The 11520-nt window shown below is 66.2% G+C and carries 9 protein-coding genes and 1 pseudogene; 7 read left to right on the top strand and 3 right to left on the bottom strand.

The features are described from left to right. Positions 1–121 precede the first annotated feature (121 nt). A complete protein-coding gene (locus tag KAG51_RS08215) occupies positions 122–658 on the bottom strand; it encodes a hypothetical protein (protein ID WP_290582486.1) in 537 nt (178 codons plus the stop codon). Between KAG51_RS08215 and KAG51_RS08210 the strand changes: the two are divergent. The 4 genes and pseudogenes from KAG51_RS08210 to KAG51_RS08195 form a co-directional block, all read left to right on the top strand. After that, positions 657–932, top strand: a pseudogene (locus KAG51_RS08210) (leucine zipper domain-containing protein); the annotation flags it as partial. The gene KAG51_RS08215 and the pseudogene KAG51_RS08210 sit on opposite strands and share 2 nt — an antisense overlap. Positions 933–1864: 932 nt before the next feature. Then, positions 1865–3322: a fatty acid desaturase gene (locus KAG51_RS08205; protein WP_290582484.1), complete on the top strand. Its 1458-nt coding sequence runs from the start codon at positions 1865–1867 to the stop codon at positions 3320–3322. After that, the gene (locus KAG51_RS08200) at positions 3322–3516 is read left to right on the top strand and encodes a ferredoxin (RefSeq protein WP_290582482.1); all 195 of its coding nucleotides are present in this window, start codon (positions 3322–3324) and stop codon (positions 3514–3516) included. The genes KAG51_RS08205 and KAG51_RS08200 overlap by 1 nt, the downstream gene beginning before the upstream one ends. Then, the gene (locus KAG51_RS08195; protein ID WP_290582480.1) at positions 3483–4784 is read left to right on the top strand and encodes an FAD-dependent oxidoreductase; all 1302 of its coding nucleotides are present in this window, start codon (positions 3483–3485) and stop codon (positions 4782–4784) included. The genes KAG51_RS08200 and KAG51_RS08195 overlap by 34 nt, the downstream gene beginning before the upstream one ends. A gap of 11 nt (positions 4785–4795) precedes the next feature. On the opposite strand, the gene KAG51_RS08190 is transcribed toward KAG51_RS08195, so the two are convergent. Both KAG51_RS08190 and KAG51_RS08185 read right to left on the bottom strand, forming a co-directional pair. Then, the gene (locus KAG51_RS08190) at positions 4796–6052 is read right to left on the bottom strand and encodes a helix-turn-helix domain-containing protein (protein ID WP_290582478.1); all 1257 of its coding nucleotides are present in this window, start codon (positions 6050–6052) and stop codon (positions 4796–4798) included. A gap of 51 nt (positions 6053–6103) precedes the next feature. Beyond that, complete coding sequence (locus KAG51_RS08185) at positions 6104–7663, bottom strand: long-chain fatty acid--CoA ligase (protein ID WP_290582476.1); 1560 nt, start codon at positions 7661–7663, stop codon at positions 6104–6106. A 293-nt stretch (positions 7664–7956) separates the two neighbouring features. On the opposite strand from KAG51_RS08185, the gene KAG51_RS08180 reads away from it, so the two are divergent. From KAG51_RS08180 to KAG51_RS08170, 3 genes are all read left to right on the top strand, one after another. Continuing rightward, a complete protein-coding gene (locus KAG51_RS08180) occupies positions 7957–9801 on the top strand; it encodes a GMC family oxidoreductase (protein ID WP_290582474.1) in 1845 nt (614 codons plus the stop codon). Positions 9802–9974: 173 nt separating this feature from the next. Then, positions 9975–10664 carry an ABC transporter permease gene (locus KAG51_RS08175; RefSeq protein ID WP_290582472.1) on the top strand — a complete coding sequence of 230 codons (690 nt, stop codon included), beginning with the start codon at positions 9975–9977 and terminating at the stop codon, positions 10662–10664. 1 nt (position 10665) lies between these two features. After that, entirely contained in the window at positions 10666–11517 is an 852-nt protein-coding gene (locus KAG51_RS08170; RefSeq protein WP_290582470.1) for an ABC transporter permease, read from the top strand. Positions 11518–11520 lie beyond the last annotated feature (3 nt).

Raw genomic sequence — 11520 nt, 5'->3', positions numbered from 1 at the left:
AACTTGGCGTTGATTCGCGGCCTTGGAACGCTGAGTGAAAGAGGTGTGTGGATGTCTATGGCGGTCGGTGACGGTGGGGAGGGAGACTGCGAAACAATGGCACGGGCTGAGGAGTTCTCGACTACTTCGCGTTCCTGGATGCAGCCTTCGCGTCGCGTCGTGCCTGTGCAGCGACTCCGTCGAGGTCTAGTTCTATCCAGTCCTGAAGTCCTCGGAGAATCGATGCCGCATACATCAGGGCGATGATCGGCTCTTCGGGCCGTTCATCGAGGCCAGTCAGGCCGTGGGCAACCACATGGCGCGACAGGTTCTGCGGCCTCGTTCCGAATCCGGGTTTCCAGCTCTCGTAGAGCGTCGTCATCGGCAGCAGAGCGACGAATCCCCGCAGGTACAGAAACGGAGCATGCTCCAAGGGGAAGTCGACGAGTTTCCAGGCGTCGTGGGATCTGGACGGCATGACTTGGTTGATCGCCGACTCGACCACGTTGACCGCTAGAGCCATTGCGGCCGTGTCGAAGCCGCCGCGATGGGCCTCGACGGCACTGAGGGCTAGATGTGATGTCCAGGGACGTTGTTGCCGGTTGAGGTGACGGTGAAGGCCTCCTGTGGTGAGAGTGGAGCTGTCTAGGAACCGCTCACACCTGCAGGAGGCCTTCATGTCCCACGCTAACGCTGCTCTGACCCCACGCGCCCGGTTGAGGCTCGCCAAGCTCATCGTCGAAGACCAGTGGTCGCCGACTGTGGCGGCGAAGATGTTCATGGTCTCGGTCCCGACGGCCCGCAAATGGGCCGCCAGGTTCCGAGCCGAAGGGAATGCGGGGATGGTCGATCGTTCGAGTCGGCCGAAGACCTGCCCCCACCGCACGCCCGAGCAGGTCAAGCGGCAGATCGTGCGGCTGCGCTGGCGCCGGCGCATCGGTCCGGTCCAGATCGGAGGCGAGCTCGCGGGCGCGGTCGGCGAGGTTGGTGCGGGTGACCTGGCGGCCGACGAGCAGGTCGTCGGCGAGGTCGCCGACCGCCCGGTCGCGGTCGACGATGACGCGGTCCGCCGCGGCCTGGTAGCCCTCGTAGATGGCCTCGGACAGCGCGTCCATCGACGCCATCCAGAGGCGGGCGAGTGCCATCGTGTCGGCCACGGTCAGCAGGTCGGGGTCGACGTGCTCGACCGTCGCCGTGAGCTCGGCCCCGGCCAGGCGGTAGGCGCGCAGGACGGCGGGAAGCGGGCGGCCGTCGAGCGCACGGGCCGCGCCGATGCCCCTGAACCGGCGCAGGTCGTCGGCGGTGAGCCCGACGTCCTCGACCCACAGGTCGAGGATGCGCAGCGTCCCCCAGGAGGCGATGTCGGTGACCTCCGCGACCTGGTCGCGCGACAGCGTCGCATATGCCGGGATCTCCGTCTGGATCGCGGCGACGACCCGCTCAGTCACTTGGTCGAGATGCTCGAGGACGTGTGCGCGGATGCGGGAGCGCACCTCTTGCTCAGCCACGGTATCCACCTCGCTCACGTGTCTCGACATTCAGGCGTCCGGCGTAGTTCGGACGCCCAGCTACTCAAGGTCTGCCCCAGCATGGTCGAGCTGGCGTGTTGCCGCCGCGCGGCACGCTGGCCCGCGATCCGTGGACGTTCGGCCAGCCTGGCATCATCCGGAGGTCGCAGCGGGCGACGCAAGCGTCGTGTTGGCCAGCGCGCCAAGCGCACGGTGGTCATCGGTGCCAGTCGAATCGAGCTGCGGCGCTCAGTTGTCAGAGGAGCCAACTGAGCACCCGAAAGTTGTGCCGTGCACCGAGATCGCGGGCTGTGACGGCTGTCACTGTGAAGTTCGAGGCGCGACGTCGAGGTCGCACGAAACTTCAGGAGGCGCGAATGACCACGTTCAGTGATCCCCGAACGAGCTCAGAGAGCCCCGCCCCTTTGTGGCGTGACAAGAAGCGGTACCTCTGGGTCCTCGGGCTCGTGGTGCCCATGTTGCCGCTCACCGGACTGGCGTTGGAGAACGCGACGGGACTCGAGCTCTGGCTCTGGATGACGCCCGTCGTCTTCCTCGGGCTGATCCCGTTGATCGATCTCGCGGCGGGTTACGACGACACCAATCCGCCTGATGACATCATCGAGGCGCTGGAGAACGATCGGTACTACCGGTGGGTCACCTACGTGTACCTCCCGGTCCAGTACGTCGGATTCATCCTGTCCATGTGGTATCTCGCCACCGCTGACCTGTCGGTCGGCGGCAAGATCGGTCTCGCCGTGTCCATCGGCGTGGTGGGCGGAGTCGCCATCAACACCGCGCACGAGCTCGGCCACAAGCGGGAGGCCAGTGAGCGTTGGCTCTCCAAGATCGCCTTGGCCCAGACCTTCTACGGACACTTCTACATCGAGCACAACCGGGGACACCACGTGCGTGTGGCCACCCCCGAGGATCCCGCCAGCGCACGTCTCGGCGAGAGCCTGTACCGCTTCTGGCCCCGCACGGTCTTCGGTTCGCTCAAGAGCGCTTGGGGGGTCGAGTCCAAGCGCTACCGCCGCAAGGACACGCACCCCTTCCACCTGCGCAACGACGTCCTCAACGCGTGGTTGATGTCGGTGGTGCTGTGGGGTGGCCTGCTGGCGGTGCTGTACGTCGCAGCCGACGTGTCGCCGCTGTCGGTTCTGCCGTACCTGCTGATCCAGGCCGTCGTCGGGTTCTCCCTGCTGGAGATCGTGAACTACATGGAGCACTACGGGATGCTGCGGCAGAAGGTCGGCAAGGGAGACAAGCACCGCTTCGAGCGCGTCACCCCGGCGCACTCGTGGAACTCCAACAACATCGCCACGAACGTCCTGCTCTACCACCTGCAGCGTCACAGCGACCACCATGCGAATCCCACGCGGCGGTACCAGGCCCTGCGTGACTTCAAGGACGCTCCCGTCCTCCCCACGGGGTACACGGGCATGATCGTCGTGGCGCTCTTCCCGCCCCTGTTCCGCAGGCTCATGGACAAGCGCGTGATCGACCACTACGACGGCGACATTCGCCTCGCGAACGTGCAGCCGGGCAAGGAAAAGAAGCTGCGTCGCAAGTTCCCGATCCCGGAGGATCTCCTCGCACGCGACGCCGCGATCCTCGAGGATGCCACGGCGCAGGACTTCGCCGATGAAGTTCTGGCCGCGAAGTGCCCGGGCTGCGGTCACACGTACCGCGTCGTCGAGGGCAACGAGCTCGAGGGCTTCGCTGCAGGCACAGCGTGGTCCGACATCCCCGACGACTGGTGCTGCCCGGACTGCGGGGTCCGCGATAAGGTCGACTTCGTCCCGATCGATCCGCGTCAGGCGGTCGGGGGCTGATGCCGACCATCCACGTCGATCGCGACAAGTGCGAAGGCCTCGGCATGTGCGAAGCGATGGCGAACGACTACTTCGAGGTCGGCGACGACGACATTCTCGAAGTGCTCAACGACGTCGTGCCGGAGTCGGATCGCGCCCACGTCCAGTCCGCCACGCAGGCGTGCCCCGTTCTCGCTCTGCGGCTCGAGGACTGACTGTGACCGAGTTCGATGACGAACGGAACCTCGTGGTGGTCGGCGGCGGACTGGCAGGCCTCCGGGCCATCGAGGCCGTCCGCGGTACTGGATGGCGAGGATCGCTCACGCTTGTCGGTGCCGAGGACCACCCACCGTACGACCGACCGCCACTCTCGAAGTCGTTCCTGGCCGAGGGGCCGCTCGACCAGGTCACCCCGTTCCGTTCGACGGTCCAGCTGCGCGAGGAGCTCGGCACGGACGTGATTCTCGGGACGCGCGTCGAGGGCGTCGACACGGACCGTCGCTCCCTCCAGCTGAGTGACGGCCGGCGACTGGCCTACGACAGCCTGCTGGTGGCCACAGGCTCCAACGCCCGCAAGCTGGACGGGCAGGACTCCGTGTCCGGCGTCGTGGGTCTGCGGACAGATCGAGATGCCGCAGAGGTGCGACGCCACCTCGACCAAGGAGCACGAGTCGTGATCGTCGGCGCCGGCTTCGTCGGTTCGGAGGTGGCATCCGCCGCGCTCCAGCGAGGCCTTCACGTCACCATCATCGACAGTGAGCCCGTCCCACTGACCCGTTCTGTCGGGAGGCAGGTTGGCGAGATGTGTGTCGACCTTCACCGCGCGGCGGGTGTCGAGCTCCGCACGGAGGTCGGCGTCGCGAGCTTCGCTTCACGTGGTGGCCGGCTCACGGGCGTGGTCCTGACCGACGGGTCCGAGCTGCCTGCGGACCTGGCGGTCGTCGGTATCGGAGCAACTCCGGCGACGCACTGGCTCACGAACTCGGATGTGGCCCTGGAGGCAGACGGAGGGATCGTCTGCGGGGACGATCTCGCGACGAGCGTGCCGGGAATCTGGGCCGCCGGCGACGTTGCGCATGTCCCCTACGAGGTGTTCGGGGGCGATCTTCTGCGAGTCGAGCACTGGACGAACGCGGCCGAGCAGGGCGCGATCGCCGGGCGCAACGCCATCCGAGGCGAGGGCGATCCCGAGAAGATCAGTGGCATTCCCTACTTCTGGTCGAACTGGTACGGGCATCGCCTGCAGTTCGTCGGCACGTCGCTGCGGACCGAGGAAGTGGTGATCGGCCCCGGGGGGCCAGGCAGCGTGGTCCTCTACCGCCGTGGCGACCGCATCGTCGGAGCTCTGACGATCGACCGTGGCGGGGACATCATGAAGCTTCGTCGCCGGATCGTCGCCCGTGGGTCGTGGGACGAGGCCGTGGAGTTCGCGACGGCGCGCGTCGAAGACGGCTCGGGAACCAAGCAGACGCTGCCGGCATGACCGGCCCGGCTTCAAGGCCCGGGATGCGTGACGAGCTCCGGTGACCCGCCCGCATGGAAGGCGTCCAGGTGCTGGAGCGCCACCGTCATGGATGGACTCAGGCGGCTGATGTTCAGATCGAGCGCCTTCTCCGCCTGCGCGATGCGGTATCGAACCGTGTTGCGGTGCACCTGGAGGACGACCGCGGCATCGTCGACGTTTCCGCCGGCCTCCAGGTAGGCCGAGATCGTCTCCCGCCGGCGAGCGGTCGCCTCGTCGTTGGCAGCGAGCCCGCCGAGGGTACGGCTGACGAATCGATCGACCTGGGGGGTGCAACCAAGGAGCACGAGGAGCTCGACCTCGCCGTACTGGCAGATCGCCGGCACCGATCCGGACCCGGCAAGCCGCAGGGCACCCTCGGCCTCCTTGAAGCTGGCGATGAACCCTGCGGTGCCAGGCCACCCGGAGCCGATTCCCGCCCGCGTGCCGGAGCCGGCCTTGCGGTCAAACTCGGCGACCAGCGTGTCGAGCCCAGGCTCGGTGCGCGTCCCGATCCATACCCACAGGCGTCGACCACCCGGTCGGACCAGCAACGGCTGCGTCACGCCGATGCTGCGTGCGAGATCGTGGGCGAGCTGTTCGAGCCTGCTGACTCCGTCATGCTCGTCGCACGTCAGAACCAGTGCGCTGTGCACGACCGACATCGGATAGCCGCCCAGTGCCGTGGAGATGCGACGCGGGTCATCATGCTGGCCGTTGAGCACGTCGAGCACGGTCTCGTACCGTTGCGCGGCCGCACCGGCCTGTACCCGGCCGCGCTCCTCGTGGAACGTCGCGATCGAGGCCGTGATCGACTGATCGATCCACTGGCTCGCTCGATCCCAGAAATAGATCAGGACGTCGCCGTGATCGAACTCGTCGTCGGGGAGCTTCTCGACCTCGCGCGAGATGTAGGCCCAGGTCGTCTGTTGAGCCACCCGGTAGAAGCGGATGAGTGTCTCGACGGTCAACCTCGAGTTCGCGACCTCGACGGCAAGCAGCTTGGCACGGTCGACGAGGTGGAACGTGAAGCTCGGCTCCGAGAGCTGTCGGAGGAACGACGCCCAGTGCTCGGCCACCGTGTCGCGGATGCCGATCCCGATACCGTCGGCGTTCGCGATCTCCGGCACCTCTTCGAGGATGGAGTTCGTCGTGTCGTCGACCCAGCGGCTGCGTGCGTCCGGCTCCGACTCTCGGGCGATGAACACGCTCAACCATCGCGCCAGGCCGTCGGCTTTCTGATCCGTCATCGAACCGCTCCCCTCTCCCTCAAGCGTCCCGCCGAGTTTCGTCGCGCTCCGTCATCGCAGCTCCCGCTTGAGGATCTTGCCAGTGGCGGTCATCGGGAGAGTCTCGACGACCTCGACCACCCGCGGGTACTTGTAGGCGGCGAGCTGCGCCTTGCTCCACTCGACGAGCTCGTCAGGCGTGACGGTCCCTCCGGGCTCAGGGATCACGTACGCCTTGATCTCCTCACCGTGCGACTCGTGCGGCACTCCGATGACAGCCGCGAGTGACACGGAGGGGTGGGTGATCAGCAGCTCCTCGATCTCCCGGGGGTACACGTTGAATCCGCCGCGGATGATCATGTCCTTGGAACGGTCGACGATGAAGTACCACCCGTCGGCGTCCCTGTGCGCAAGATCTCCCGTTCGGAACCAACCATCGGGACTGATGGACTCACGGGTTGCCTCGGGTCGGTTGTAGTACCCCTTCATGACGTTGTGGCCGCGGATCGCGATCTCCCCGATGACGTCCTCACCTGGCTTCAGCTCCTCCCAGCTGCCCGGGTCGATGAGTGTCATCTCCACGCCGGTGATCGGTGTACCGATCGACCCGACCCGTACCTGAGATCCGAGACGCGAGAAGCTCGCGACCGGCGACGTCTCGGACAAGCCGTAGCCCTCGAGCACCGTGACCCCGAAGCGCTCCTGGAACTGGCGATGGACCTCGACCGGGAGCGCGGCCCCGCCGGCCACCGCGACGCGGAGGTTCTCGGCGAGTCGAGCGATGTCGATCGACTCGTCCAGGACGCTGAGCAGGCCCCAGTACATCGTGGGCACTCCGCCGAAGAAGGTGACGGACTCGCGAAGCATCAGACCGAGCGCAGCCGCTGGCTCGAAGCGCGGCAGCATCACGACGGTGCCGCCGAAGGCGAAGGCGCCGTTCTGCATGACCGTCTGGCCGAAGGAGTGGAACAGCGGCAAGACGCATAGGTACGTGTCGGGGTTCTCGGCGTCGGCACCGAACAGGTCCGCGCCGGCCAGGGCGTTGTCGCGCATGTTGCGGTGCCGCAGCTCGGCCCCCTTGGGCTGGCCCGTGGTGCCGGACGTGTAGAGGATGACGGCGGTGTCGTCGTCGTCCACCGCGATGGAATCGAAGGTGGGCGGCTGCCCGTTGACGCCCTGGCCCAAGGTCTGGGTACCCGCGATCGGCGGTTCCGCGCCCGGATCGGCGGTGATGACGAAGAAGTCGGTGCAGCCGGGCGTCGCCTCAAACCCCGCGAAGGCCTCGATGCCGATGGGGAGGTCGGCCGTTCCCTCGAAGGCGAAGAAGGCCTTCGCCTCGGAGTCGGCGAGGTGATAGGCGACCTCGCGGCCCTTGAGCAGCACGTTTAAGGGCACGACGACCGCACCTGCTTTGAGGATTCCGAAGTAGACGATGGAGAAGTACGGGAGGTTCGGACAGCTCAGGGCGACCTTGTCGCCGGGCTGGACGCCTCGAGAGGTCAGCAGATGAGCGACCTGGTTCGATGCCGCGTTCACCTGGCCGTAGGTCAGTCGTGTGTCCCCCAGGATGATCGCTTCGCGATCGGGGAAGGACCAGGCGCTGTCCTCGAGCAGACCAGCGAGGTTCGTCATGGGTCACCCTTCGATGTTGTCTGAATATCCAAGATCGTCACGCGGGGGAGGCGGGCGTAGGAGCACGCCAATACGTGTGACTGGCATCACTTTGACGGCTCCACGTTGATCATTCTCGTGGTGGTTGACCAGATTCGCGCCGAGTCTTTGTAGAAAATGACTAACTGCGAGCCCGTGCCGGTACTTCTGCGCACTCCGGGGCAGCCCGCTTGTCTGGAGCGACAACCACGGTCGTGGAACTTGTCCGAATCACCCAAGACGCACTCGGCCCCTGCGGGTTCAACTGATCTCTCATGCACGTGACGTCCGACACATGGCTTGGACGTCCAGAAGCTCGAGGAGTTCCGTTGACCGTCGCGACAGAGCCAGGAACCGCGCTGGACTTCGACGTGATCGTCGTCGGCTCGGGATTCGGCGGCTCGGTCGCCGCCCTCCGCCTGACCGAGAAGGGCTACCGGGTCGGCGTGATCGAGGCCGGTCGTCGCTTCGAGGACGACGAGTTCGCGAAGACTTCGTGGGACGCCCGCAGGTTTCTCTACGCTCCCCGGCTCGGGTGCTTCGGCATTCAGCGCATCCGGCTTCTGAAGGACGTCGTGGTTCTTGCCGGCGCTGGGGTCGGCGGAGGTTCTCTGGTCTACGCCAACACGCTCTACGAGCCGAAGTCCAGTGCCTTCTTCCGAGATCCCCAGTGGGCTCACATCACCGATTGGAAGGATGAGCTCACGCCTTTCTACGACCAGGCGAAGCGCATGCTCGGAGTCGTCGACAACCCCACGGTGACGCCGTCGGACGTGGTGCTCAAGCAGGTGGCCGACGAGATGGGCGTCGGCGAGACCTACCAGCAGACCCCGATCGGAGTCTGCTTCGGAGCCGACGGCAAGCGGCAGCCCGGCGAGGCCATCCCCGACCCCTACTTCGGTGGTGCGGGCCCCGAGCGTCGTGGCTGCATCGAGTGCGGCGAGTGCATGACCGGATGTCGGCACAACGCGAAGAACACCTTGGTCAAGAACTATCTGCACCTCGCCGAGCGCGCCGGCACCCAGGTCCTCGAGCGGACGACGGTGTCGGCTCTGCGTCCGCGGGCAGGAGGCGGGTACGAGGTCGTGACCCACCGCTCGGGACGGTCGACGCGCAGGTCGACGACGCTGACGGCCGAGCACGTCGTGCTGGCTGCAGGCACGTGGGGAACCCAGGAGCTCCTTCACGGCATGCGCCGCTCGGGCGACCTTCCGCGGATCTCAGACCGCCTGGGCTTCCTGACTCGCACCAACTCCGAGGCTCTGTGCGCCGCGAGCACCAAGGTCAGCAACCGCAAGAAGTACGACTTCCACCACGGCGTCGCCATCACCTCATCCATCCACCCAGATGAGAACACCCACGTCGAACCGGTCAGGTACGGCATCGGCTCCGGGATGATGGGCACCCTTTTGACGTTGATGACCGATGGTGGAGGCCGAACACCCCGATGGCTCCGGTGGATCGGCCAGGTCATTCGTCATCCCGGTCGATTCGCCTCGTCGATCTTTGGGCTCGGCAGCTGGCCCCAGCGCACCATCATCGCGTTGGTGATGCAGACTCACGACAACTCGATCACCGTGTTCCCGAAGAAGCGCGGCCGGAAGGTCCGTCTGACCTCGAAGCAGGGTCACGGGCTGCCCAACCCGACATGGATCCCTGCGGGCAACGACATCGTGCGCTCCATGGCCGACAAGATCGACGGTGGCTCGTACAGCACCATCGGCGAGGTCTTCAACATTCCGATGACGGCCCACTTCCTGGGCGGATGCCCGATCGGCGACTCACCGCAGAGCGGTGTGATCGACCCGTATCACCGTCTCTACGGCCACCCCGGGATCCATGTCGTCGATGGAGCTGCCATCTCGGCGAACCTCGGCGTCAACCCCAGCCTGACGATCACGGCGCAGGCCGAGCGGGCCATGTCGCTCTGGCCCAACAAGGGCCAGGACGATGAACGGCCGGCGCTCGGGACGTCGTACGAGCGTCTCGCCGCCGTGCGACCTGAGCACGAGGTCGTGCCCCCGTCGGCTCCTGCTGCCCTGCGGCTTCCCTTGTTCGTCGTGCAGACCCCGAAGACCGAGCCCGCAGCTGCGCCTCAGGCCACCGGATTCGGCGGGTGACGGCCGTTCAGGACTCGCCCCGACCTGAGGGCGAGACCCCGAAGGACCCAGCACCTCCCACCAGGGCCGAGATCGAGCGCGAGGCTTTGACCTTCAACCCTTTCGCCAAGGTCCTCAACGGATTCGGCCTGGTGGGCGATTTCTACAGGTTCTGCGGACGAACCTTCCGGACCATGTTCACGCGGCGGCCCGTCGTCGACGAGATCGTGCAGCAGGCCTGGTTCATCTCGTCGGTCTCGATCATGCCCGCCATCATGGTCTCGATCCCGCTGTGCATGATCATCGTCTTCCAGGTCAACCAGCTGCTGATCCAGATCGGGGCCGTCGACCTCGCCGGCGCCGGTGCCGCCGTTGCGGTGATCCGAGAGATCGGTCCGATCGTCAGCGTCCTGGTGGTCGCCGGCGCCGGTGCCACAGCGGTGTGCGCCGACCTCGGCGCACGCAAGATCCGTGAAGAGATCGACGCCATGGAGACGCTCGGCATCGATCCGATCCACCGTCTGGTGGTGCCGCGAGTCATCGCTTCCACGGTCATCGCGGTCGCACTGAACGGCATGGTGTCGATCGTCGGCCTGGCCGGCGCCTACTACTTCTCCGTGGTGCTCCAGGGGGCCACTCCGGGGCTGTTCATTGACGGTCTCACGCTGCTGGTGGGCACACCCGACTTCTGGGCCTCGAGCCTGAAGGCTGCGGTCTTCGGCCTCCTGGCCGGACTTGCAGGCTGCTACCTCGGCCTGAACGCCAAGGGTGGGCCGAAGGGAGTCGGTGAGGCCGTCAACCAGACCGTCGTCCTTGCCTTCCTGATGCTGTTCGCTGCGAACACCATCATCACGTCGATCTTCCTGCAGCTGAAGGGGGCCTGACATGTCGTCAGAGAGTGGCGCCGCGCTTCGTCGCCGAGTCGGTTCGGTCGCCACAGCGCCCGTGAGGTCGATCTCGGACCTCGGCGGTCAACTGATGTTCTATGCACGGGCGATCGCCTGGATTCCGATGGTGGTGCGCAAGTACCCCAAGGAGATCCGCCGGCTCCTCGCTGAGGTCAGCATGGGGTCGGGCGCCATGGCGGCGGTCGGAGGCACGGTGTTCGTCGTGTTCTTCCTGTCGCTCGCCATCGGCATCCAGGTCGGTCTCGAGGCCTTCACCACCTTCGGCAACATCGGTGTGGGAGCGCTCTCCGGCTTTTTCTCCGCCTACTTCAACACCCGCGAAGCCGCGCCGATCATGGCGTGCATCGCGTTGACGGCCACGGTCGGAGCGGGCTTCACGGCGCAGCTCGGCGCCATGCGCGTCAGCGAGGAGATCGATGCACTCGACGTCATGGCGGTCCCTTCGGTGCCGTACCTCGTGACGACCCGGATCGTCGCCGGCATGATCGCGGTCGTCCCGCTGTTCGCGATCGGCCTGATCACGATGTTCCTCGCGACGCAGGTCATGGTCACGGTGGCGTTCGGACAGGCCACGGGAACGTACCAGCACTACTTCGACACGTTCCTCGTGCCGGGAGACGTCGCTCTGGCCGGCCTCAAGGTGCTGCTGACGGCCGTCATCATCATGTGCGTCTGCTGCTACTACGGCTACACCGCCAGCGGGGGACCGGCTGGTGTGGGCCGATCCGTTGGCCGTGCCGTCCGGACGTCACTGATCACGGTGATGGCCATCGACCTGGTCTTCGGTATCGCCTTCTGGGGCGCGCCGACGGTCTACATCGCGGGCTGAGGG

This window comes from Aeromicrobium sp., assembly GCF_023146395.1.
Classification (GTDB): domain Bacteria; phylum Actinomycetota; class Actinomycetes; order Propionibacteriales; family Nocardioidaceae; genus Aeromicrobium.
The sequence above is the reverse complement of the archived record's forward strand: the minus strand, read 5'-3'. Positions and strand labels throughout refer to the sequence as shown.